Here is a 23,438-nt window from a genome sequence, read left to right on the forward strand (position 1 = left end):
ACGGCGGAGCGCGGGCGCAAGCGATGGCGGCCTAAAAGGGCAGGGCGGTCTCGAACTTGACCCGGCGCAGCACGAAGTAGGAGCGAAAGGTCGACACGCCGGTGGCGTTCAGCAAACCGTTCACCACCTCTTCGTAGTGCGCCACATCGCGCAGTTGCAGAACCAGCACGTAGTCGATCTCTCCAGTCACGCCCCAGCACTGCACGACCTCGGGAGTCTCCGCGACGGCCTTGCGGAACGCCGCCCGCGCCGGCTCGCCCAGATGACCCATCTTCACCTCTGTGATCGCCGTCTGGGGCGCGGCAGAACGCTTCGGATCCGCGAGAGCTACAGTACGTGAAATATAGCCCTTGGCCTTCAGCCGCTTGATCCGGCGGTGAGCCGTCGCGGTGGAAAGCCCACAGGCGTCGGCAACTTCCTGCAACGACTGGTCCGCGTCGGCCTGCAAGCTGTTCATCAGGGCGCGATCGGCGCGGTCGAGGGGCTCGTCTGTGGTCATAAGCTCATCCTGACGCACCGCGCCGGACTTTCTTCCCGATATTTCGGGCAATTTTGCAATGCGATTTCGTGGCGCCGGTCTAGCTTAGCAGCTCTCGCGGAGGAGAATGACATGCGCCTGTTCACCCGCATCGCCTTGGCCGCGGGCCTGGCATTCACAGGAGGCTCCGCCCTGGCGCAGACACAGAGCCCACCACCCGCGCCTGCTGCGGCGCCCTGTTCGGCGCCCGAATACCGCACCCTGGATTTCTGGGTGGGCGACTGGATCGCCGAATGGGACGCGTCGCCGGGTACTCCGGCAGGTACGGGGTCGAACCGTGTCACGCGCGACGAGTACGGCGACTGCGTCATCACCGAGCACTTCGAGGGCGCCGGGCTGAAGGGGCATTCAATCTCCACCTACCGGCCGGCCGGCGGCGTATGGCGGCAGACCTGGATGGACGATCAGGGCGGCTATTTCGACCTGAGGGGCGGCCCCGTCGAGGGACAGGATCATGTCTTCTACTTCGAGACGATCCGACCTCGGGACAACATGCCCCGCCAGCGCATGATCTGGCAGGACGTGACGGCCGACAGCTTCACCTGGCGCTGGCAAAACAAGCCCGCCACGGCGGCAGAGAGCGATCCTTGGCAGGACCAGTGGGTCGTCCGATACCGGCGGCGTTGACGGAACTCACATGTCCAGCCAAGACGTCGATGACTGGTTCGCGGCTTACGACACGCCGCTGAAGCCTTTGATGCAAGCGGTCCGCCGGGTGGTCCTCGAGGCAGACCCCCGCATAGATGAGGCTGTGAAGTGGAAGGCGCCGACCTTCGTGTACCGGGGCAATCTGGCGAGCTTTAACCCCCGCTCGAAGGCGCACGTCAGCCTTGTCTTCCACGAGGGAGCATCGATCCCTGGGGAATTCCCAAACCTCGTGGGTGAGGGAAGCGCGGCCCGGACCATGAAGTTCGCCGGGGCCTGGGCCCTGGCGGAGCGGGCGGATGAGCTCACGGCAGTGGTGCGGGCTTGGTGCGATCAGCGGTCAGGGGCGGCGACATGATCGGGGCCTTAGCTCTGTCCCTGCTGCTGGCCTACGCAACTCCTCCGTCGCTCGCCGAGGTCCTGCCGGCGGCTGCGCTCGCGGCCTTCGAGACGGATGGATTGGGCACGGAAGATGTGGCGGCTCTGCGGGACCTGCATGACGGCTATGTGCGCGACTGGCTGGCGAATAACGAAGCGGGCGTCCTGGGCGCCTTTACCGATGACGCCGTCCTTCTTCCGCACCACGGACTTGCTTCCCGCCGAGGCAGGGCGCAGCTCCAGCAGTTCTGGTTTCCAGCGGGCGCGCCTCCCACGCGTCTGGTCACCTATGAGCACCAGATCGAGCGCATCGACGGCGAGGGTGACCATGCGGTGATCTATGGGCGCTTCAACCTCGTGTGGGACACCAGCACGCATCGCATCTTCAACGAAGGCAACGTGTTGATGGTGGCGCGCCGAACCGGACAGGGTTGGCGGTTCACTCACATGATCTGGAACGACCCCCCCAATCGGAGGGAGCCCTTACGATCGGATGGCGGCGGCGTTCCATGATGAGACAGCGGAGGGCTCCAACAGTCCTGGCCGCGCTTATGGCCGGGTGTCTTTTCGCCGTCGCCGTCCGGGCTCAGCAGCCGCCGCCCCTGCCCATGGTGCATCGCGAGGCGGCTCACGAGCGGCTGGATTTCCTCATCGGCCAACGCGTCTGTAACTTCGAGTACATCATCCGTCGGGCACGCGTCCCGATGGCGGCGGAGGCGACGGGGAGCTGGGCTCCAGGCGGCGTCTGGCTGAGCCGCACCTTCACCTACGAGGCGCCCGAGCTCGGCGCGATGTGGGGCCAAGAGATGTTCGCGTACGAGGCGGGCGCCCAGACCTGGCATCGGTATGTGCTCGATAACCAGGGCCATCGCGTGGTCTCCCAGACGGGCGGCTGGAACGGCGAGGCGCTGGTCTTCCGTGGCGTACAGACGAACGCGCGCGGGCAGGAGGTGGGTTTTGAAACCCGCTACACACCTCGTGCGGATGGCGGTTATGTCGTTGAATATCTGAATCTCGCCCGGCCCGAGGCCCCCTTCAACATCGGGACCGAAACGTGCGAGCCGGCGTGATCGCGGCTGCTATCGCGCTGCTTGCCGGCCAAGCCGTCGCGCAGACGCCTCAGCCCTCGGCCTGCGAAGCGCCGGAACATCGCCAGTTCGACTTCTGGATCGGCGAATGGGAGGTCTTCGACCGGACCACCGGCGAGCGCGCAGGGCACAGCCTGATCGAGCGCCTGTACGGCGGTTGTGTGCTGCGAGAGAACTGGTCCAGCGAGGGCTTTGAGGGGGGCAGTCTGAACGCCTTCTGGAGTGGCGACGGCCAGTGGCATCAGACCTGGATGGATCAGGCCGGCGCCGTTCGCCACTTCGTCGGCGGCCTTGAGGGTGGGCGCATGACCATGACGGCGCGCCAGCCCGTGACCACGGCGCAGGGGGGCGTGAGGTTGGTGCGTCTGACTTTCACGGCGAACCCGGACGGCACGGTGCGGCAGCACTCGGACTTTTCTGATGACGGCGGTGCGACCTGGCGGCTGCGGTACGATTTCGAGTACCGACCTCTCCGCTAACTCCAGAAGGGCGCCCAAGCCGCACGCTGACTGGCGCGGCCGAAGAAGAACACGCGATCCTGCGCCAAGTCATCAGCTTGCGCCGCCGTCGTGTGGGTCAGCGCCCACTCCAGCGCCGGATCACGGCCCGCCACGAAGTCGGCGAAGGTGGCGGGGATTATCTGGTCCGGCATGATCCAGTTGCGTCGGTCCATGGGATAGGAATCGAACCACGGGATCGTCGAGACCATGGCCATCAGGCCTGTGACGCCGCCCGTCCAGAACTGGGCGTCGCCGTAGTGATTGGGCGCGCCGCCCGTGGGTTCGCCGCCGAAGAGGGCGTAGGTCTCACGCTCGAGACGGGTGGCCAGGTTCTGGGCGGCCGAAAAGGTGGCTGGGGAGATCAGAACGTAGAGGCCGCCGGGCCGGTTGAAGCGGGACCGCTCCAGCGCCTTGCGCAAGGGTTCGCCCCAGAAGTTGTCGCCGCCGCCGTTGCGGCGCAGGTCAAGCACGACGCGGGCGGCGGAGGTTGAGTCCATCGCCGCGAGCGCCTGCTGGGAGAATGTACGCATGGCGTCGTCCCCCTCGCTGTGGGCGTCCATGCCGAGGTAGAGCGCGCCCCGATCCGGCAGGTCGCGCACGAAGTTCACCGCGCCTCCGGAGCGCCACGCCTCAGGCGGCATGGGCGGCGTGGTGATGGCGGTGCGCTCAGCCTCGGCCAGGAGCGGCAGGGTCACGGCGCCGGCATCGGTTCGCACCTCGACGCCGCCGCTGGCGTTGATGCCCATGCCCTCCAGGGCTGCAGGCGTGAACATCGTGCCCGCCCAGTTGCGCGCCCAGGCAGGGCTGCCGCACCAGGTTTCCGCCCAACGTCGCAGCAGGTGGTTGACGTCCTCGCCGCCGATGGCGGTGATCTTTCGGCCTTTCAGCGCCTCGAACTCGACCGTGGCCGAGGTGATGTAGAGGCCGTCAGCAAAGGGGCGCGCCCGCGCCGGCAGCTGCTTGCCGAAGACGCCGCCCTTCAGCGGGTCGGGCACGCCTGCGAACTCGGGCGGCAGGACCGTGGTGTGGCCATCGGCGAACCAGGCGAGACCACGACGCAGCGCCAGCGCATAGGCGCCGTCCGAAAGGTCTCCAGCGTTCCTTTCAAGTGCGCTCCAGTGCGCCAACCAGGCTGTGTCGGCGACGGCTTCGCGCCCACGGGGATGAGTGGTCTCGGCGAAGCGGCGGAGGCTGGCGGCTTCTTCGGCCCGACTGCCGCCAGGGGCCTGTGGGCCGGCTGGCGGGGGCTGATGCTGGGCTTGGGCACCGGCAGCATCGGAGGCCCCAGTTGCGAACAGGACGCCGGCGACGCCGGCCAGACTGCGACGGGTCAACATGTCGGAACCTTCCCCTGAAGGCGCCGATTTCCCCCCGGCGCGGGCGCGATCAGGCCGCCCTTGCGCAAGTCGGGTCAACTTACGCTTTGGTCATTCAGTGTTCGGTGAAGGCTATCCGCGCGCCTGCTTCATCAGCCCGGCGAAACGTTCGAACAGATAGTGGCTGTCGTTGGGGCCGGGGCTGGCCTCGGGATGGTGCTGAACGCTGAACACCGGCCGGTCCTTCAGCGCGATGCCGGCGTTGGTGCCGTCGAACAGGCTGACGTGGGTCTCCTGTACGGCCTCGGGCAGGCTGTGGCGGTCCACGGTGAAGCCGTGGTTCATGGAGACGATCTCGACCTTGCCGGTCGTCAGATCCTTGACCGGATGATTGGCCCCATGATGGCCCTGCTCCATCTTCGTGGTGCGCGCGCCGACGGCCAAGGCCAGCATCTGGTGGCCCAGGCAGATGCCGAAAACCGGCTTGCCGCTGTCGATCAGCTTGCGGATCTCAGGCACGGCGTATTCGCCCGTGGCGGCAGGGTCGCCCGGGCCGTTGGACAGGACCACGCCGTCGGGATTGCGGGCGAGCACGTCCTCGGCCGGGGTATCGGCGGGCACCACGGTGATCCGCGCCCCCGTCGAAGCCAGTGAGCGCAGGATGTTGCGTTTCACCCCATAGTCCATAACCACGACCTCGAAGGGGCGATCCTCAGGCTTGGCGTAGCCCTCGGGCCAGGCCCACAGGCCCTCGTCCCAGGTGAAGGTCTGGCGCGTGGTGGCCTCCTTGGCCAGGTCGAGGCCACTGAGGCCGCTCCAGCTGCGGGCCTGTTCCGCCAGGGCGGGGATGTCGAAGGCGCCCTGAGCATCATGGGCGATGACCGCGTGCGGCATGCCGGCCTCGCGGATGCGGCGGGTCAGGGCGCGCGTGTCGATCCCCGCCAGCCCCACGACGCCCCGGCGGCTCATCCAGGCGTTCAGGTCTGAGTCGGCCCGCCAGTTCGCGGGCGGCGTCGGCAGGCTGCGGAAGATGGCGCCCCGCGCCGCGGTCTCGGCCGCGCCGCCGATCTGTTCGATATCCTCGACGTTCGTGCCGGTATTGCCCTGGTGCGGAAAGGTGAAGGTGACGATCTGGGCCATGTAGGAGGGGTCGGTCAGGATCTCCTGATAGCCCGTCATGGCGGTGTTGAAGCAGACCTCGCCCGCGGCCTGGCCGATCGCGCCGCAGCCGTGCCCAGGAAAGACCGTGCCGTCGGCCAGCACCAGAACGCCGGTGACGCCCTTGGGAAGTTCGATCGTCATGGCGTCTCCTTCAGGGCGAGCGGCGGGCAAACGGCCGTGTAGCTAGGGAGATGCGCTCGCGCGGTCAACCTGGACCTTGCGGACATACAGCCACGCGGCGCTGGTCAGGGCGAAAAACCCGAGCGTGGGCCAAATGTATCCTGACGCGGCCGCCGTTACGGCGGCGATTGCGAAAAGGAGGCCAAGGGCAGCCAGCGCCTTGTCCGCAGGACGGGCAGACCCACGCCACAGCGAAACGCAACAGAAGGCGTAGACCACCAGCGTCAGCACAGAGGTCACGCCGATCAAGAGGCCGAACTGTTCGCCAAGCGTCGGCTGGCCCGAGACGATGGCGGCGATGGACATGATGCCTGCGTTCAGAAGCGGGGTCTGGATGGGCGTCTTCTCACCGTGGCCCAGGCCGCTGGGCAGGAACCCCTGGCGCGCGCCGGCGCGGGCGGTCTCGCCGCCCAGCATGACCCAGCCCCCAAGGGTGCCGGTGGCCTTGATGACCGCGCAGGCGGCGGCGATGGCGCCGATTGAGGCGCCGAAGACCTGGGCGATCAGGTCTGCGTAGGGACTTGTAGACCGCGCCAGGTCGGCGACGGGGATCACCCCGAAGATAACGGCCGTGGCCGCCACGTAGACGGCGGTCGCCAGAGCGACGCCTGAGATGGACGCCAAGCCCACGTCCCTCGCGGGGTTTTTGACCTTGGCCGAGATGGCCGCAGCGCTCTCAAGTCCCAGATAGGCCCAGAAGATCAGGGCGAGGGACGCGGGCACGCTTTGCGTCAAGGGTTGGCCGGACGGGCTCCACGAGGCGGCGAACAGGTCCGGGTCGAAGGCGATCACCCCCGCCACGACCGCCACCGCGATCGGCGCCAGGCCGATCAGCAGCGCACCAGCCGCCAGGCCGGCCAGTACGCGGGCGCCGAGAATGTAGGCGCCGGTGGTCAACCAGATGAGCGCCAGATTGCTGAGCGTGCCGCCTACCGGCGTGCGCAGCGCCGGGAAGAAGAAGGCGAGGTATCCTGTCGCCGCCACCGCCACCGCCACGTTGCCGATCAGGCAGGCGGCCCAGAAGGCCAGTGACGTCTGGAAGGCGAAGAAGCGTCCCAGCCCGCGCTCGACGAAGCCCGACAGGCCGTCCGCGCCTGGCATGGCGCGGCCAAGCGCGGCGAAAACCAGGGCCAGTATGACGGCGCCGAAGCCCGCCACCAGCCAGCCCAGGAGGCTGGAGCTGCCTGTCGACGCGAGCGTAGCGGGCAGCAGGTAGAGGCCCGAGCCGATCATGTTGCCGGCTACTACGAGCCCAGCGAGACCCCAGCCCAGCTTCTTCACGGTCATTGATGGATCTCCGCCAGCCGCGCCTGGAACCAGGCGACGGCGGCCTCATGAGTGGGGCTGAGCACCCCCGTATCATAAGCGCCCGCGCTGAGGTTGGTCTGAACCGCCTCGCAGATCAGGGCGTCCTCCGCCGTGACACGGTCCGAGGCCGCCAGGCTCCCGCCCAGCGCCGCTTCGCCGCCGTCGTTGAGAAAAAGGTAGTCGAGGCGTGTGCGGCCCGGCCCATCGGGGACCATACGCTCGACCATGGCGCCGTCGCGATAGACGTTGACGGCGAGGTTCGGCCACAGCCAGCCCCACACCCCAGCCTGGGGCGTGTCGCGGTCGGCCAGATCGGCCACGGCCTCCTGAACCACGAGATCCCCCTCGACCCTGACCAGGTACTCGGCGTCCGAAAGCTCTGCCGCCATCTGGGGGTGCACGGTCGCGATGTGATAGCTCTCCAGATAATTCTCGGCGTAGACCTTCCAGTCGCAGCCGATGCGGTGACTACGGCGCAGCGCCGGCGACGGAAGATCGAGCCCCTTTGCCGTGAGCAGGCGCTCAAGGGGCTTCACCGTCTCGGCCAGGGGCGGCGCGTCGGGATCAAGAGTCACGAACACGAGCCCACGCCAGGTCCCCAGCCTGAGCGCCATGAGGCCGAACTCGCGCGGATCAAAACCCTCGGTGGGGCCAAAGCCGACGGCGGCGCGCAGCCGCCCGTCCAGCGCATAGCGCCATCCGTGGTAGCGGCACGTCAGCTCGGCGCCGCAGTTTCCGCGTTCGCCCTCGACCAGCGGTCCGGCGCGGTGGCGGCAGACGTTGTGGAAGGCGCGCACCGCGCCCTCCTTGCCGCGTACGGCCATCAAACGATGTCCGGCGATATCGGCGGCGATCCAGTCGCCGGGCTCCGGCGCCTCGGCCTCATGACCCAGGAAGAGCCAGGCCCGCCCGAAGACATGGACGCGTTCACGGGCATAAGCCTCAGGGTCGCCGTAGAGCCGTGCCGGAAGGGTCCGCTGCATGGCGCTGAGGTGGCGCCACGAGACGCCTCCGGTCAACTAGGCCGGGATGGGTTGGCCGTCCCAGGCATAGCAGCCCCCGGATCGCTCTGGCGTCAGCCTGTCCATCACCGCGATCAGGCGCTCGGCGGCGAACGCGGGCGTGAACAGCTTCTCGGGCGCGACGCTGCGTTGAAAGGGCTGGGACAGCGGCGTGTTCACCGTGCCGGGATGCAGGCCGACGATGACGCCCTGCGGGAGCGTCCGCGCCGCCTCTACCGCCAGGGTGCGGAGAATCTGGTTCAGCGCGGCCTTGGACGCGCGATAGGCGTGCCAGCCGCCCAGCCGATTGTCGCTAATGCTGCCCACGCGCGCAGACAGGGCCGCCAACACGAACGGCTGATCACGGTCGACCAGGGGCAGGAAGTGCTTGGCCACCAGCGCAGGCCCAACGCAGTTGATGCGGAAATCTCGGAGCAGGTGGCCCTCATCCAACTCCCGCCAGGACCGTTCCGGCCGCCGGCCGCTGTGCAGGACGCCTGTGGCGATCACGACCCGCGCCAGGGAAACGCCCAACCGCTGGATCATTTCGGACGCCTGACCTGCAGCGTCCGCGATGCTGGCCTCGTCCAGCAGGTCGAGGCGACCGATCTCAATGCCAGGCGCTGGATTGGGCGGCCGGCGCGCGAGGGCCAGCACCGGTCCGCGCCCGATCAGCTGTTCCGCCATCGCCCCGCCGATGCCGCCGCTTGCTCCAATCACCACTGAAAGGCTCATGGCCGCCCTACGTGAGCCGGGCGTGCGCGGATCAGGGTTGCGCCGGCTCCAGGTCTGGGTATGCCCGGGACATGAGTGCGACTCTGATCACGACCCTTGGCTTGGACGCCGACGATACCCTTTGGCACAACGAGACGCTGTTCCGCCTGACGCACCAGCGCTTCTGCGAACTGCTGTCGGACCGCGCCGATCCCGAGGATCTGGAGGCGCGTCTGTCGGCGACAGAGGCTCGGAATCTGCGGCTCTATGGCTACGGCATAAAGGGCTTCACCCTGTCGATGATCGAGACGGCCATGGAGCTGTGCGACGGCGAAGCCCCGCCGCGCGTCATCGCCGAGATTCTGGCGGCGGGCCGCGAGATGCTGTCCCAGCCGGTCGAGCCGCTGCCGGGCGTGACCGAGACTCTAACGGAACTGGCCGCGGACTACCGCCTCGTGCTGGTGACCAAGGGCGACCTGATGGATCAGGAGAGAAAGCTGGCCGCCTCAGGGTTGGGCGAACTGTTCGCCGCGGTGGAAATCGTCAGCGAGAAGACGGCGGCGACCTATCGGGCGGTGTTCAGCCGTCATGGAACCGGTCCGGCCCACGCCTGCATGGTCGGGAATTCCATGCGTTCCGACGTGCTGCCGGCGCTGGAGGCTGGAAGCTGGGCGATCCACATCCCCTATGAGATCACCTGGGCGCATGAGCTGGCCGATCCGCCGCAGGATCATCCACGCTACGCCACGCTTGAGCGGATCAGCCAGGTCCCTGACTGGCTGAAGGCGGCGGCAATGATCGGCTAGGGGAGGGCGGGGAAGGCGTCCGTCTCGCGCAGGGCCGCCGCCTTGGCCAGGGCCACCGGGCAGGCTGATTTCCAGTAGCGGGCGTCTTCCAGCCGCTCGGCCGCCTCACGCTCCAGGGCGCGGAGGCGCCGGGCGGCGGCGTTCGACAACAGGCGCGCGTGCAGGGCGCGGGCGCTCAGCGACTCGATTCGCGGCGATCCTGGTGTGGCCACGGGGTCGGGGCCGGAGGGGAGGACGGCGCTCTCTTTCAGAGGGGAAATGAACATGGTCTTCAGTCTCTTGGCCGAATGCTTCGCTTCTGCGGGCAGTCTGGCCGGGCGTGTCGTCATTCCTGGACGTAGTTAACCACAGGCCCTGTGGATAGTTCCTTCGAGCGGCGGAATTACGTCGTATATTCCATGGATTATGGCTAAGGCGCCATAAGGGTTAACGTGCGGCTGGGGACGGTCGGCGCCAAGGCTCGCGCCCACGGCGGCCGGCGGATAGAAGAGGGCCGTGCGATTTGACGACCGCTTCATCGAGGAACTGAAAAGCCGCCTCCGGCCCTCGGAGGTGATCGGCCGCACCGTGAAACTGAAGCGCCAAGGTCGCGAGTGGGCTGGCCTATCGCCCTTCTCGAAGGAAAAGACGCCGTCCTTTTTCGTCAATGACGACAAGGGCTTCTACCACGACTTCAGCTCTGGCAAGCATGGCGACGTCATCTCGTTTCTGCAGGAGACCCAGCGCCTGAGCTTCCGCGAGGCGGTCGAGCGTCTCGCCGCCGAAGCCGGGATGCAACTGCCGGCCGAGGATCCGCGGGAGGCCGAGCGAGCCGAGCGCCGTCAGGGGCTGCAGGACTGGCTCGATCTTGCCGCCAAGTACTTCGAAGCCAATCTGCGCCGTCCCCCGGGGCGCGCCGCCCGCGAGTATCTGACCCGGCGGGGCCTGCCCGAGGACCAGTGGAGCCGCTTTCGCCTGGGCTATGCCTCGGCTGACCGCACGGGACTGAAGGACGCCTTAGTGCAACGCGGCGCCCGCCCGGCCGATCTGGTGGAGGCGGGCCTGCTGATCGAGCCGGAGGACGGCGGCGCGCCCTATGACCGTTTCCGCGACCGCATCATCTTTCCCATCACCGATGGCCGCGGGCGGCTGATCTCCTTCGGCGGGCGGGCCATGAACCCGGATGCGCGCGCCAAGTACCTGAACGGCCCGGAGACCAGCCTCTTCCACAAGGGTTCGCACCTTTACGGTCTGTTTGACGCGCGTCGCCTGCTGGGCGGGGGGGGCGAGGCCCCCCTGGTCGTGGTCGAGGGCTACATGGACGTCATCGCCTGCCAACGTGCGGGCATCGCCGCCGTGGCGCCGATGGGCACGGCCCTGACTGAGGACCAGATGCGGCTGCTCTGGCGTCTGCATCCCGAACCGACGCTTTGCTTCGATGGCGATGGCGCGGGGCTGCGCGCGGCGTTCCGGTCCATTGACCGGGCCTTGCCGGAGCTGAAGCCCGGCAAATCCTTCCGGTTCGCTCTGTTGGGCGGAGGGCAGGACCCCGACGATCTGCTGCGTGACAAAGGGGCGGCGGCCCTGCGGGCGGCGGTGGACCAGACTGTCCCCCTGATCGACATGCTGTTCCGCAAGGAGGCCGAGGCCGAACCCCTGGCCACGCCGGAACAACGGGCGGGTTTCAAGCAGCGCCTGCGTGAGGCGGCCCGCCGTCTGCAGGACGCGGACCTGGCCGAGCAGTATCGAGCCGCCCTGTTCGAGCGCTTCGACCAGGCATTCCCGCGCGCATCCCGTCCGCAGGGCAGGGGCGGCTGGAACGCGCCCGCGCCCAAGCTGGGCCAGACCACAGAGGGCAAGGCCGCCCAGGCCGCGCTGACGGCCGCGCTCGAACCGCTGCCTGCCGCCATCGTCTCTTACGCGATTGATCATCCCGAGGTGCTGGACGACCGGTTGGAGACCCTGACCCGTTCGGGCTTGGGGGACGAGCGGCTGGATCAACTGATCGCAGAGCTGGTTCGCCTGCGCCTTGACGCTGAAACCCTTGACAGCGCGATGCTTCGTCGCCATCTGGCCGGCTCTGGCCATCAGGTGCTGATGCGTGAGGTCGAGAAGGCGGCGGTAAAATCCGGCGCGCCCTTCCTGGCCACAGACGGACCCCTCGCCGTCGCACATGGTCAATGGTCGCTTGCGTTCGACGCTCTGAGCCGCCTTGCGGCTCTGGAGGAAGCCATTGAGTCTTCGAAGTCCGACGCGGACGGCTACAGAGCTCTTCCCACTCTCAAGGCCGAGCGTGACGCCCTGAAGCGTGCGATCGGCGCGGGAACCATCTGGGACGACGGCGGGTCATAAGAGGCCCTCCGCTTCCCGCACGAAAATTGCATAGCGGTCGCGGCGGGCGACCGACACGAAGGATGCGATGAGCCAACAGGCCGAAACCCCCGAGACCGAGACCCAGACCGACGGGCCGCTGCTGGACCTGACGGACGCCGGGGTCAAGAAGTTCATCAAGCAGGCCAAGGCCCGCGGCTACGTCACCATGGACGAGCTGAACAAGGTGCTGCCCTCAGAGGAGGTGTCTCCCGACGCCATCGAGGACACCTTGGCCATGCTGTCCGAGATGGGCGTGAACGTGGTCGAGGCCGACGAGGCCCCCGAAGAGGGGGAGGGCGGCGAGCTGGCCACGCGTGAAGACGCCTTGCCGGCGGCCGAGCCGTCCAAGCCGGCCTACGACCGCACCGACGATCCTGTGCGCATGTACCTGCGCGAAATGGGTACCGTCGAGCTGCTCAGCCGCGAAGGCGAAATCGCCATCGCCAAGCGCATTGAGGCCGGCCGCGACACCATGATCCGGGGCCTGTGCGAGAGCGCCCTGACCTTCGAGGCCATCATGGTCTGGCGTCAGGAGCTGGCCGAGGGCCGCATTCTGCTGCGCGAGATTATCGACCTGGAGCAGACCTACGGCGGCGGCCAGGGCGGCGAGCAGCCCAGCGAAGGCGCGGCCGCCGAAGAGGAAGAGCCGGCCGAAGCGGAGGCCGAGGCGGAAGGCGAGGAGTCTGACGACGACGACTTCGATGATGGGGCGGGCCTCTCCATCTCGGCCATGGAGGCCGAGCTACGCGAAGGCGTCATGGCGGTGCTGGACGCCGTCGCCGCTGACTTCGGCAAGTTCCGCAAGCTGCAGGACAAGCTGGTCGAGGCGCGCCTGCAAGGCGCCGACCTGTCGCCGAAGGACCGCAAGGCTTATGAGACGCTGGCGGGCGAAATCTCGGGCCGCCTGAAGACGCTCAAGCTGAACAACGCCCGCATCGAGGCCCTGGTCGAGCAGCTCTACGCCATCAACAAGCGGCTGATGCAGTCGGAAGGGCGCCTGCTGCGCCTGGCCGACAGCTACGGCATCTCGCGGCCTGAGTTCCTGAAAGCGTACTTCGGCCAGGAGTTGAATCCGGCCTGGCCCGAGGACGTGAAGGCCCTGGGCGTGCGCTGGACCAAGTTCAGCGAGAACGAAGCCAATCAGATTTCCGACATCCGCCAGGATGTGGCCACCATCGCCACCGAGGCCGGCCTGCCTATCGACGACTATCGGCGCATCGTTCAGACGGTGCAGAAGGGCGAGCGCGAGGCCCGTCAGGCCAAGAAGGAGATGGTCGAGGCCAACCTGCGCCTCGTGATCTCCATCGCCAAGAAGTACACCAACCGCGGCCTACAGTTCCTTGATCTCATTCAGGAAGGCAACATCGGCCTGATGAAGGCCGTCGATAAGTTCGAGTACCGCCGCGGCTACAAGTTCTCGACCTATGCGACCTGGTGGATCCGGCAGGCGATCACCCGCTCGATCGCCGACCAGGCCCGCACCATCCGCATCCCGGTGCACATGATCGAGACGATCAACAAGATCGTCCGCACCAGCCGCCAGATGCTGCACGAGATCGGCCGCGAGCCGACCCCGGAAGAGCTGGCCGAAAAGCTGGCCATGCCGCTGGAGAAGGTGCGCAAGGTCCTGAAGATCGCCAAGGAGCCGATCAGCCTCGAGACGCCCATCGGCGACGAGGAAGACAGCCATCTGGGCGACTTCATCGAGGACAAGAACGCCGTCCTCCCCATCGACGCGGCGATCCAGTCGAACCTGCGCGAGACCACCACCCGCGTGCTGGCCTCGCTGACGCCGCGCGAGGAGCGGGTGCTGCGCATGCGCTTCGGCATCGGCATGAACACCGACCACACCCTTGAGGAAGTGGGTCAGCAGTTCAGCGTAACTCGCGAGCGTATCAGGCAGATTGAAGCCAAGGCTCTGCGCAAACTTAAGCATCCCAGCCGCAGCCGAAAGCTGCGCAGCTTCCTGGACAGCTAGCGCCGCGTCATCCCTGACGTCAGGCCGGCGACAGGTTTCCGCGCTAGGGTGAGCTGTGACCGACGCCGCGCGCATCCTGCTGGTGGAAGACGACCCGGCCCTGGCGGCGGCGCTGGTGGCGGCGCTGGGCCAGGCCAGTTGGCCGGTCGACCATGTGCGAACGCTGGCCGACGCCTTCGAGGCGGTCCTGCAGCGCGCCTATCGCCTCATCCTGCTGGATCGCGGCCTGCCCGACGGCGACGGCCTGACCCTCGTGGCGGCGGCGCGCTCACGCAGTCCCCGTCCGTCTATCCTGTTCATCACCGCGCGCGACGAGGTGGCCGACCGGGTCGAGGGCCTGGACGCGGGCGCCGACGACTACCTCGTGAAGCCCTTCTCTGTGGCGGAACTGCATGCCCGTGTCCGGGCGGCCTGGCGCCGCCCCGTCGAAGAGGGCGGCCCGGCCTTGGTGGCGGCCGGCCGGCTGAGCTTCGATCCCCATACGCGCGACGTGCGCCTGGCCGGCAAGCCGCTGCCCCTGCCGCGCCGCGAACTGGCGTTGCTGCAGGTCCTGATCTGCAGATCGGGCCGGGTGGTGCAGCGGGCGCACCTTGAAGCGGAAGTCTACGGACTGGACGAGGAGGTCTCGGGCAATGCGCTTGAGACCCAGGTCTCGCGCCTGCGCCGCCGGCTTGAGGCCGAAGACGCCGGTGTGGAGCTGCGCACCATCCGCGGCGTCGGTTACATGTTGCGCCCGTGTTGAGGTGGCCCCGGTCCCTGGCGGTGCGCGCCGTAGCGGCCCTCATCGCGGTCCATGTGCTGGCGATCTTCCTCGGCCTCGGCCTCGGGATCCTTTCCGGCCGGAAGACCGCTGAGGGCGGCGCGGATGTGGGCCAGGAACTGGCCGCCATGGAGCTGAGGTTCGAGCAGGGTCGGTGGGTCATGCCCACAGACGGCGCCTTCGCCTCGCTGGCCGCCCGCAATCCCGGCCTTTGGCTGGTCGGAGCGGACCGGGAACAGTCCATCGTCCTGGGCAGGCCGCCGGACCCCGCCCTGGTTCTGTTCGGACTGGCGCCCGCGACAGGGTCAGAGGCGCAGGCCCGGGGAGGGGCGGGGACGCTTCTTGCGAACGCCGTCATCGCCCAGGAGCGGATCGGGGGCCGTACGATCCTGCTGGCCGTGGGCGGCGTGGACCCCAGCACCGTGACGCGCATGGATGTGCTGCGGACATTTTCCCTGGGTCCCGCCCTCGCCCTGCTGACCGGCTTCGCGGTGATGGGCCTAGTCGCCGTGCTCCTGGCCATACCGCTCCTGTCTCGCGCCCTGCGGCCTGTGATCGAGGATGCGGCCTTGATCGGCCCCGACGGGATCGGACGCCTGGACGAGATGCGCACGCCGATGGAGCTTCAGCCTCTGGCCCGCGCACTCAATGGGGCCCTTGACCGCCTGGAGGCGGAGCTGGGCCGTCGCAAGCGCCTGATCTCCAACGTAGCGCACGAACTGCGCACGCCGCTGGCCGTGCTGTCCCTGCGCGTCGACTCCGTGGGCGAGCCCGGCCCCGAGCGCGAGGCGCTGCGGGCGGAGGTGGATCGCCTGACCCGCGTCACGGAACAGATGCTGGCCCTGGAGCGCCTGTCGCTACAGGCGACCGACCGGCGGCCGCTCGATCTGGCTGAGGCCGCCCGGAGCGTCACCGCGGCGTTGGCCCCCGTGGCCATGGACGCCGGCTACGAGCTGGAGCTGGAGACGCCGGGCCGTGCCGTGGAGGTTCTCGGAGATCCGGTGGCCGTAGAGCGGGCCATCACAAATCTGGTCGGCAACGCCATCGCCCACGCAGGCGGCCGCGGAGAAATCCGGGTGGTGGTCGATGAGGCCGGCCTTGAGGTTCGCGACGAGGGGCCCGGAGTGTCTCAAGCGGTCCAGCCCCGGCTTTTCGAGGCCTTCGCCCGGGGCGGGGAAGCGGCCGGCTCGGGTCTGGGCCTGCACCTGACCCGCGAAATCATGCGCGGACTGGGCGGTGAGGTCAGTTGGCGGCGCGAAGGTCGGCAGACGACATTCCGCCTGCAGTTCCCGGCTGGGGGCGCCGCCACCGGCGGAAGCGCCCGCAAAGGCTGAAGCCTGTCGCCAAGCTGGCGGGGAAAGCCGTCGCCGCGTCAGGTCGCCGACAGGCGCGCGTTCTAGCGTGCCGCCTCTCCCTGGCTCAACGCGGCCGGGGCCTTCAAACAGGTGAACGTCGAATGTCCCAGTCCCAGTGCTCCTCCGTCGTAACCGGCCTCGTGGCCGCCGCCCTGATCTGCGCCGCCCCGGCCTCGGCCTCGGCCCAGGCCGCGCCGCCTGCTCCGGCGGTCGCTCAGACGCCCGTCGCTCCCAACCTGAGCACCCCGGTCCCCGCCCGCTTCGAGCCGGTTCGGCAGGCGATTCTGGAGGTGATGACGCAGGCCAACGTGCCCTCCATCGCCGTGGCGGTGGTGGAGGATGGCCGGATCGTGTGGGAGCAAGCCTTCGGCTGGGCGGACAGGGAGCGCCAGATCGCCGCCACGGCGCATACCGCCTATTCGGTGGCCTCCATGACCAAGCCGATCACGGCCACGGCGGTGATGGCGCTTCGCGACGCCGGGCGAATCGATATCGACGCGCCGGTGGAGCGGTATCTGGGGGGCGCGCGCCTGGGCGGCATCTCCGGAGCGGCCGATCAGGTCACCGCCCGCCGGATCATGGCTCATTCCGCCGGCCTGCCGCAGTTCGGCTTGTTCCGGCTGGATGGTTCGGCACCGGCGGACGCGACCGAAACCATCTCGAACTTCGGCCTGGTGGTGTTTCCGCCGAACACCCGTTTCGAATACTCCAACATCGGCATGCGCATCCTCGACGTCGCGATCGAGCAAGCGTCGGGGCAGAGCTATGGCGACTATCTGAGCCGGGCGGTGTTCGGGCCGCTGGGCATGGCCGACAGCGCCGTCGGCCTGCCTTCGGGCAACGAAACCGCTGTGCGCTACGACAACGAGCGCGAGCCGATGCGGTTCTACCTGACAGACCACCCGGGCTCGGGCGATGTCTGGGCCAGCGCCCACGACATGGGCCGCTTTCTCGCCTTCCACCTGGCTGGCCCCGCGAGCGATCAAGCCACGATCCTGAGCGACGCCACACGCCTGGAGATGCAGCGTCCCGCCAGCGCCGCGCCCATGTCGGACGGGCCGGGGTCGGCGCGGCGAGACGTGGGCGCGAACTGGATCATCAGCTCCAGCAACGGCCATCCGCAGATCTGGCATTCGGGCGGGCAGCCCGGCGTCAGCAGCGTCATGGCCTTCTTCCCTGAGCAGGGGGTGGGCTTCGTGCTGCTGGCCAACTCTTCCGCGCCCTTGGGGCCCATCGGCCAGGCGATCCGCCAGGCGGTGGCGCCAGAGCTGCTGGAGCCGGAAAGCCCGCGGGTCGAGACTCCGCCGACGCTGATCCCGTTCACCGGAGTCTGGCGGGGGACCGTCACGAGCCATGTCGGCGATCAGCCCCTGTCGCTCACCTTCGGTGCGGACGGCCAGGTGACGGCCGCTTTCGCCGGCCAGCCCGCGGCGCCTCTATCGCGGACTGCCTACGAGGACGGGGCGCTGACCGGAGTTCTTGCGGGCCAAAGCGACCTGCCCGAGGCCGCGGCCGCGCCGCACCGCTTCGCGCTCAGGCTCGTGGAGGCCGACGGCGAGCTGGTCGGCCAGCTGGTCGCTCAGGGCATGAACGACGATGTCGTTTTCATGCTGCCCAGCTTCGTTCGTCTCAGGCCGGCGGGCGACTCCTAGAGCTTGAGCAAGCCGCCGCCAGGCCTTGAGGCAGGGAAGGGCAACCTCGTTGGCGTTCAAACGCTTGATCTGGACCGGGTCGACCGGGCCTCTCGGGCGTAGCGCCCGCAAGGTCGACCCGCAGGAGGCGCCACGTCATGCGACTGACCCTTCACCTCGGTCTGGCCGCGGCCCTGGGACTGCCCGGCGCCTGCGCGCCGACGCCCTCGCCGGAGCCCTATGTGGTGACCGAGCAGCGCTGCGTCGCGCCGGACGGCCGCATGACGCCGCCCCTGGGCCTGCATGAGGGGCGGACCCCTACCTGCGCGCCAGGCGAGCGCCTGACCGTCATTCCGGCCTGCGCCGAGGGCCAGGCCCCCAGCGCGCGCTGGCACGAGCCATCCGATCCGGCGCGCTACGCCGCGGCGCGTGACTTGAGCTTCCTGGGCGACGGCGACGCCACCGGCCCCTACTGCCTGCCCGCGCCGCCCCGCTAGGCCCGCCGCTCTACAGGGCGCAGAAACAGGTCAGCGCTTTTTGACCTGGACCCGCCGCAGGGGTGCAGAGGGGACAGGCCGGATATCCTCGCCCCGCGGCGCGGCCCGACAATGGGCCCATGACACCAAAGACCCCGTGCCGCGACGACGCCGCCGCCGACCCGCCCGCCCCCTATCGCATCGTGGGGCCCCACGTCTGGACCCTGGTGCGCGGCGCCTATCTGGGCGGCATGTCCGCCCGCGCCTGCGCCGAACGCTTCGGCGTCGGCCTGTCGAACCTGAAGCGCAAGGCGCGCGAGGAGGGCTGGCGCCGCGCCGACCACGCCCGGGCCCTGGATCGCGCCCATGAGGCCGCCGCCACATCGCCCCAGACCCCGGATATCCCCGCATTCACGCCCGATCCGCCACAGGATGCTGAAGGCCACCCGACGGCGCGGGCCCTGGACAAGGCCGAGCAGCTGCTGCTGCACGGCGACCCCGCGCGCGCGGCCCAGACCCTGCAAGCCGCCGAGACCCTGGCCGAGGCGCGCCAGAGGCTGGCGGCGGCTCAGGCGGAGACGGAGGTCAGCGAGGCGCGCATGATCGAGCTGCGCGCCGCCTTTCAGGCCGAGCTGTGGGACCGGGCCCAGCGGCTCGCCGAGCAAATGCTGAGCGACCGGCTCTGCGGGATCCCGGCGATCGTGTCGGGGGCGGTCTATCGCTGGCGGGCGATGCACTTCGGCCCGGAGGTGGCGCGCAACGACTTCATCGAGGCGCTGAACAGCGGCTGCGCCAGCGAATATTGGGACGAGGAGGGGAATCTGCGCCCGCCGCCCGATCCGGCGGGCATCGACCTGATGATGGCGGCCCAGCACCAGCGCGAGTGCGCCTGGCGCCGCGAACACCGGGGGGATCAGGCGGCGGACTGGGAGGAACTGGTGTAGGCGCTGGCGCCGGCTGCCGGAATCGAACCAGCGACCTTCTGATTACAAATCAGCTGCTCTACCAACTGAGCTAAGCCGGCCAGGCCAGCAATCGGCCCAGCGGCGGCTAATGCCCAGCCCGAGGCCGGAAGGCAAGCGGGACGGACGCCTCGATGGGTCCGTCCCGCCTTAAGGATCAGGCCGACCTGCCCAGCTTGAGCCCGCCGATGACGGCGCCGCCGACGGTGTAGATGACCAGGAAGTGCCCCCCGTCGATGGGGATCAGGCCCGTGGGCGCGCCCCCATAGATGAAGGCGTAGGCGAGGCTGGTGCAGGCGAAGAACAGGCCGATCAGGAAGCCGGTGCGGGCGCCGCCCACCCAACCGCCGCCGCCGAGACGCGGCACGGCCCAGCCCAAACCCACGGCGGTGACGAGGCTGTTCACCGCGCCCAAGATCATGGCCGTGGTCCCGCCCTGGGCCATCTGTTCGGCGGTGACGCCGGACAGGGCCATCCACTGGGCCTCGAACAGCATGCCGTACCAAAGCCAGCCGATCAGATACATGACGATGGCGGCGATAACGACCGCCGTCCAGTTGACGCCCTTCATGGTGGGGACCCCTTCTTCAGACGCGAGGTCTTTCGGGTGGTGCGGCGCCTCGCCTGACCGTGAGCTTGACCGAAATCTGAGCCGTGCAGGTGCGCGGCCTGCTCGACCGAATTCGGCCTGGGGTTAAGCTAAGCCGTTTTCGCGTGTCGAAAAAGCGGCGTTATGCGAAGCCTATCTGGCTTGATTCAGCAGACGGCGCGCGACCTCGCACGGCTCGCCGCCATCTTCAGAATTGGCCAGGACGGCGGCGAAGCGGCCGTCGCCGGGAATCCAGAAGACGCAGGAGCGAAAGCCGGGCGAGGAGCCGCCGTGGTGAAGAGTGACGCCGCCGACTTCTTCCTCCACGTACCAGCCCATGCCGTAGCCGGTCGGACCGCCGGACGTCTGTCCTGAGCGACCGAGCAAGGATAGCAGGTCCGGTTCGAGAACCCGCCCTTCCGAAAGGGCGCGGTGCCACAGCGCCAGATCCAGGGCTGTTCCGACAAGACCGCCGGCTGCGTAGCCAATCGTGCCGGAGAAATAGGGTGCATTGCTAAGGCCGCCGTCCGCGTCCCTCACATAGCCCCGGGCGCGATGAGGAATGAGGACGGCGGTCTCGCCGGGCATCAGATGCGTCAGGCCCAGGGGTGCGAACAGCCTCTCGCCCATATAGGACCAGTAAGGCTGGCCGGAGCGCGCCTCGATGATGCGCCCAAGCAGCCAGTAGTTCAGATTGCTGTAGGCGAAGGCCTGACCGGGCGGCGCCTGAGGCGGGATGCCGGCGAGCGCCTGGATCATCTGGACGGGCGTCCAATCGCGGGTGATGTCCCGCAGGATCGGGGTCATGTCGCCGCTGAGGCCGGAGGTCTGGTTGAGTAGCTGTTCGACCGTGATGTCGCGCCAGGCGGGGAGCGTGTCCGGGAGCAGTTGGCCAATGGTGTCGTCCAGCCCCAGGCGGCCGTCCTGCACCAGCGTGAGCACGGCGACGGCGGTGAAGGACTTGGTCAGGGACGACAGGCGAAAGACCGTCTCGGGGGTGACCGGCGCGCCGGCCTCGATGTCGGCGTAGCCGTAGGCGGTGACGCTGGTTCCGCCGGACCCGCCTGTCACCTCGATCCTGCCAGGTTCGGGGGCGGGCGTCAGGGCGAGACAGCAGGCGAGGGCGAGGGCGGGGGACATGGCGGGCTCCGGTGTAGAGCCAGGCTGGCGATGGCGGCTTGCCGTGGCGTCCCAGAACGCGAAGCGGGCGTCAGGCCTCGCGGCGGTAGTCGCCGGGGCTCCGGCCCCAGCGGTCGCGGAAGGCCCGATGAAAGGCGCTCTTGGAGCCGTACCCGGCCTCGAACATGACCTCGGTTATGGTCAGGTCCGGCCGCTCGCGCAGAAGGCGGGCGGCAGCCTCGGCGCGGCGGCGCGCGATCAGGGCGGCGAAGTTGCAGCCGAACTGGGCATTGATGACCTGGGACGCCTCACGCGGGGTGGCGCCGATGCGCTGCGCGAAACCGTCAAGGTCGAGGTCCGGATCGCGCCAGACATCAGAGGCCAGCTGTGCATCGATGCGGGCGCGCAAGTCTCTCACGTCGGCCGCGGATAGATAGGAACGCGCGTATTTGGGCCGGGGGGGCGTATCGAAGGGCGGGCGCCGCGTCAGGGCCAGGAACAGCATCCAGCTGGACAGGGCGAAGGTCGCGGCCAGCAATAGCGGATAGGCCGCGCCGTCGCGGTAGCTGTTCAGGTCTCCTCTGGCGACACCGGCGGATAGGGTGGCGCGCCCCCCCACTACCAGCAACCACCACATCGGGAGCGCCCAGAGCAGGGGCGGCGCCGTGCGCGCCCGGAACCGGTTCCAGGTGAGAACACCGAGAGCGCCGAGGCCGCCGACGGCGCCCAGACCCATGAGCAACGGGTCAGTGGCCGGGCCCGCGGTCACGGCCACAAGCGCCGCGCCAAGGACGCAGGCCGCGCCCGCGCGCAGGAGCGAGACGGAGGGCCAGACTGACAGGACCGTCAAGGCGACGATCAACAGGGCCATGCCGCCTTCGAGGGCCACGGTCATCCCGCGCCATCCTACGAGCACGCCGGCCGCCGCCATGGCGTTAAGTGAGGCTGAACCAACCAGCGCCAGAGCCAGCGCGGCCGTCAGAACCCGCGTAGGCGTGCGGCCTTGGCTGCCTAGCAGATAGGCCGCCAGCACCAGCATCTGTCCGGCCACGCCCGCCTCCAGCCCGATGCGCGCCAGCTCGTGTGCCGTCATGCTGCTCCCCTGAAGGCGCCAGTTTGCGATTTGGGACGCCGCATCCGCAAGGCCGCTTCATGCCAAGCCCGCCGCCGACATCGCAGGCGGATGCCGAGGATAAACCACCAGATGAAACGCCCCATCCCCAGCCTAAGCGCTGCCCTGGCTGGCGTCGCCCTGTTCCTGACGGGCTGCGCATCGATCCCAAGACCGCGCGTCGATCTGATCCTGACCCACGCCTCCGTGGTCTCGCCCGAGACGGGAGAAGTCCGGCGCGACATGGCCATTGCCATCCGTAACGGGCGCATCCTCGCGGTCGGGCCGGAGGCAAGGGGTTTCGATGGGGTGCAGGTGGTGGATGTGCGGGGCGCCTATGTCGCGCCGGGCCTTACGGACGCCCATGTGCATCTTGGGAATGACGCCTTCGCGGCCCTCATTGGCGGCGTGGTCCCGACAGCCGAGGACCGGACCCGGGCCTTGGAAGCCTATCTGGCGGAGGGGATCACCAGCCTGGTGGTGCTGAACGGAGGGCCGGACCTGCTGCGCCTGCGCGACGCCATCGAGCAGGGCGAAATCCTGGGGCCGCGCTTGGTGATCGCTTCGCCGTTCATATCGGGCGCGCAGCCGATCCTGCCGCCCCCCGTGGCGCGCCTGTTGCCGGGGCCGGATCATGCGCAGACCTTGGCGGCCGAGCTGCGGGGGCAGGGCTATGACCTCATCAAGACACGCGAAGACCTGACTCCGCAGGAGGCCATGGCCATGAGTCTCGCCTCCGACGGTGCGGGCCTACCCATGCTGGGGCACCTGCCGCGGTCGGCGAGAGAGACGGGGCAGTTCTTCGCCGCGCCGGGGACGGGCGCCGCGCACCTCTATGACCTTTTGCAACTGACGCAGGCTCGGGAGGCAGATTTCGCCGGGCTGGCCGCCGATCTTCGCCGCCGCCGGGCCTTGGTGGTCACGACCCTGAGCGTGCATCAGAATATTCTGGCCAAGAATGCTGATTTCGCCGCGACCCTGGCCGCCCCGTGCGCTGGCCGCCTCGATCCGCAGATGTACGCCCTGTGGACAGGCATGACCTTCGAGCCCTCGTCGGATTCGGAGACGATCACGCGCCAAATGGCCGAACAGGGGCGGCTGTTGCGCGCCCTGGTCGACGCCGGGGTTCCCGTGCTGGCGGGGACTGACGCCGGGGCGCCGACCATAACGCCGGGATGCAGCATGGCCTCAGAGCTGGAACTGATGGTGCAGGGCGGCCTGACTGCGGGGGAAGCGCTCACCGCCGCCACGGCGGCGCCGGCCGACGTCTTTGAGCGGCTGCGCGGCGGGGGACGCATCGCGCCGGGCGCGCCGGCCGATCTGATCCTCATGGCGCGAAATCCTCTCGAGGCGATTTCGGCGGTGCGGACGCCCATCGGGGTCGTGCGAGGCGGCGTCTATCTGGACCTGGCCGCGCTTGAAGCCATGCGCGCGCGCGCCATGTTCCGGGGAAGGTGACGATAGGGCGCC

At 68.7% G+C, this 23,438-nt stretch carries 24 protein-coding genes and 1 tRNA gene; 14 read left to right on the plus strand and 11 right to left on the minus strand.

All coding sequences use genetic code 11. The annotated features are described in order from the left end of the window. Positions 1-31 precede the first annotated feature (31 nt). Positions 32-499 carry an Lrp/AsnC family transcriptional regulator gene (locus Q0812_RS13565; RefSeq protein WP_302110888.1) on the minus strand — a complete coding sequence of 156 codons (468 nt, stop codon included), beginning with the start codon at positions 497-499 and terminating at the stop codon, positions 32-34. A 111-nt stretch (positions 500-610) separates the two neighbouring features. Between Q0812_RS13565 and Q0812_RS13570 the strand changes: the two genes are divergently transcribed. From Q0812_RS13570 to Q0812_RS13590, 5 genes are read left to right on the plus strand one after another with little or no spacing between them, the layout of a single operon-like run. Further along, positions 611-1,165: a hypothetical protein gene (locus Q0812_RS13570; protein WP_302110889.1), complete on the plus strand. Its 555-nt coding sequence runs from the start codon at positions 611-613 to the stop codon at positions 1,163-1,165. A 10-nt stretch (positions 1,166-1,175) separates the two neighbouring features. Continuing rightward, the gene (locus tag Q0812_RS13575; RefSeq protein ID WP_302110890.1) at positions 1,176-1,541 is read left to right on the plus strand and encodes a DUF1801 domain-containing protein; all 366 of its coding nucleotides are present in this window, start codon (positions 1,176-1,178) and stop codon (positions 1,539-1,541) included. Then, a complete protein-coding gene (locus Q0812_RS13580) occupies positions 1,538-2,074 on the plus strand; it encodes a YybH family protein (protein WP_302110891.1) in 537 nt (178 codons plus the stop codon). Before Q0812_RS13575 ends, Q0812_RS13580 begins: the two co-directional genes overlap by 4 nt. Positions 2,075-2,112: 38 nt before the next feature. Beyond that, complete coding sequence (locus Q0812_RS13585; protein ID WP_302110892.1) at positions 2,113-2,631, plus strand: hypothetical protein; 519 nt, start codon at positions 2,113-2,115, stop codon at positions 2,629-2,631. After that, entirely contained in the window at positions 2,628-3,128 is a 501-nt protein-coding gene (locus tag Q0812_RS13590) for a hypothetical protein (protein WP_302110893.1), read from the plus strand. The genes Q0812_RS13585 and Q0812_RS13590 overlap by 4 nt, the downstream gene beginning before the upstream one ends. Here the strand turns inward: Q0812_RS13590 and Q0812_RS13595 are convergent. From Q0812_RS13595 to Q0812_RS13615, 5 genes are all read right to left on the minus strand, one after another. Beyond that, the gene (locus Q0812_RS13595) at positions 3,125-4,486 is read right to left on the minus strand and encodes a S41 family peptidase (protein ID WP_302110894.1); all 1,362 of its coding nucleotides are present in this window, start codon (positions 4,484-4,486) and stop codon (positions 3,125-3,127) included. The two genes, Q0812_RS13590 and Q0812_RS13595, sit on opposite strands and share 4 nt — an antisense overlap. A gap of 111 nt (positions 4,487-4,597) precedes the next feature. Next, a complete protein-coding gene (gene carA / locus Q0812_RS13600; RefSeq protein ID WP_302110895.1) occupies positions 4,598-5,767 on the minus strand; it encodes a glutamine-hydrolyzing carbamoyl-phosphate synthase small subunit in 1,170 nt (389 codons plus the stop codon). Positions 5,768-5,809: 42 nt separating this feature from the next. After that, positions 5,810-7,093: an amino acid permease gene (locus tag Q0812_RS13605; RefSeq protein ID WP_302110896.1), complete on the minus strand. Its 1,284-nt coding sequence runs from the start codon at positions 7,091-7,093 to the stop codon at positions 5,810-5,812. Next, positions 7,090-8,097, minus strand: a complete 1,008-nt coding sequence (locus Q0812_RS13610) for an aromatic ring-hydroxylating oxygenase subunit alpha (protein ID WP_302110897.1) — start codon at positions 8,095-8,097, stop codon at positions 7,090-7,092. The genes Q0812_RS13605 and Q0812_RS13610 overlap by 4 nt, the downstream gene beginning before the upstream one ends. A gap of 36 nt (positions 8,098-8,133) precedes the next feature. Then, positions 8,134-8,850 carry an SDR family NAD(P)-dependent oxidoreductase gene (locus Q0812_RS13615; protein WP_302110898.1) on the minus strand — a complete coding sequence of 239 codons (717 nt, stop codon included), beginning with the start codon at positions 8,848-8,850 and terminating at the stop codon, positions 8,134-8,136. Between the two features lie 71 nt (positions 8,851-8,921). On the opposite strand from Q0812_RS13615, the gene Q0812_RS13620 reads away from it, so the two are divergent. Further along, on the plus strand, positions 8,922-9,635 hold the full coding sequence (locus Q0812_RS13620) for an HAD family hydrolase (RefSeq protein WP_302110899.1): 714 nt from the start codon (positions 8,922-8,924) through the stop codon (positions 9,633-9,635). Here the strand turns inward: Q0812_RS13620 and Q0812_RS13625 are convergent. After that, complete coding sequence (locus tag Q0812_RS13625; protein ID WP_302110900.1) at positions 9,632-9,901, minus strand: hypothetical protein; 270 nt, start codon at positions 9,899-9,901, stop codon at positions 9,632-9,634. The genes Q0812_RS13620 and Q0812_RS13625 overlap by 4 nt on opposite strands. 229 nt (positions 9,902-10,130) lie before the next feature. Between Q0812_RS13625 and dnaG the strand changes: the two genes are divergently transcribed. From dnaG to Q0812_RS13660, 7 genes are all read left to right on the plus strand, one after another. After that, entirely contained in the window at positions 10,131-11,966 is a 1,836-nt protein-coding gene (gene dnaG, locus Q0812_RS13630; protein ID WP_302110901.1) for a DNA primase, read from the plus strand. Positions 11,967-12,033: 67 nt separating this feature from the next. Further along, complete coding sequence (rpoD, locus tag Q0812_RS13635; RefSeq protein ID WP_302110902.1) at positions 12,034-13,965, plus strand: RNA polymerase sigma factor RpoD; 1,932 nt, start codon at positions 12,034-12,036, stop codon at positions 13,963-13,965. 55 nt (positions 13,966-14,020) lie between these two features. After that, a complete protein-coding gene (locus tag Q0812_RS13640) occupies positions 14,021-14,707 on the plus strand; it encodes a response regulator transcription factor (RefSeq protein ID WP_302110903.1) in 687 nt (228 codons plus the stop codon). Beyond that, a complete protein-coding gene (locus Q0812_RS13645; RefSeq protein ID WP_302110904.1) occupies positions 14,701-16,059 on the plus strand; it encodes a sensor histidine kinase in 1,359 nt (452 codons plus the stop codon). The genes Q0812_RS13640 and Q0812_RS13645 overlap by 7 nt, the downstream gene beginning before the upstream one ends. 122 nt (positions 16,060-16,181) lie before the next feature. Next, positions 16,182-17,732: a serine hydrolase domain-containing protein gene (locus Q0812_RS13650; RefSeq protein ID WP_302110905.1), complete on the plus strand. Its 1,551-nt coding sequence runs from the start codon at positions 16,182-16,184 to the stop codon at positions 17,730-17,732. 137 nt (positions 17,733-17,869) lie between these two features. Continuing rightward, entirely contained in the window at positions 17,870-18,208 is a 339-nt protein-coding gene (locus tag Q0812_RS13655) for a hypothetical protein (protein WP_302110906.1), read from the plus strand. A gap of 119 nt (positions 18,209-18,327) precedes the next feature. Then, positions 18,328-19,131, plus strand: a complete 804-nt coding sequence (locus Q0812_RS13660; RefSeq protein ID WP_302110907.1) for a hypothetical protein — start codon at positions 18,328-18,330, stop codon at positions 19,129-19,131. A gap of 4 nt (positions 19,132-19,135) precedes the next feature. On the opposite strand, the gene Q0812_RS13665 is transcribed toward Q0812_RS13660, so the two are convergent. From Q0812_RS13665 to Q0812_RS13680, 4 genes are all read right to left on the minus strand, one after another. After that, positions 19,136-19,211, minus strand: a tRNA-Thr gene (locus tag Q0812_RS13665). Positions 19,212-19,306: 95 nt separating this feature from the next. After that, on the minus strand, positions 19,307-19,720 hold the full coding sequence (locus Q0812_RS13670; protein ID WP_302110908.1) for a DUF1761 domain-containing protein: 414 nt from the start codon (positions 19,718-19,720) through the stop codon (positions 19,307-19,309). Positions 19,721-19,891: 171 nt separating this feature from the next. Further along, positions 19,892-20,878: a serine hydrolase domain-containing protein gene (locus Q0812_RS13675; protein WP_302110909.1), complete on the minus strand. Its 987-nt coding sequence runs from the start codon at positions 20,876-20,878 to the stop codon at positions 19,892-19,894. 70 nt (positions 20,879-20,948) lie between these two features. Beyond that, the gene (locus Q0812_RS13680) at positions 20,949-21,950 is read right to left on the minus strand and encodes a helix-turn-helix domain-containing protein (RefSeq protein WP_302110910.1); all 1,002 of its coding nucleotides are present in this window, start codon (positions 21,948-21,950) and stop codon (positions 20,949-20,951) included. 111 nt (positions 21,951-22,061) lie between these two features. On the opposite strand from Q0812_RS13680, the gene Q0812_RS13685 reads away from it, so the two are divergent. Continuing rightward, positions 22,062-23,426 (plus strand): amidohydrolase family protein, encoded by a 1,365-nt coding sequence (locus Q0812_RS13685; protein WP_302110911.1) that lies wholly within the window; start codon positions 22,062-22,064, stop codon positions 23,424-23,426. Positions 23,427-23,438 lie beyond the last annotated feature (12 nt).

The organism is Peiella sedimenti (genome assembly GCF_030504955.1).
GTDB lineage: Bacteria > Pseudomonadota > Alphaproteobacteria > Caulobacterales > Caulobacteraceae > Brevundimonas > Brevundimonas sedimenti.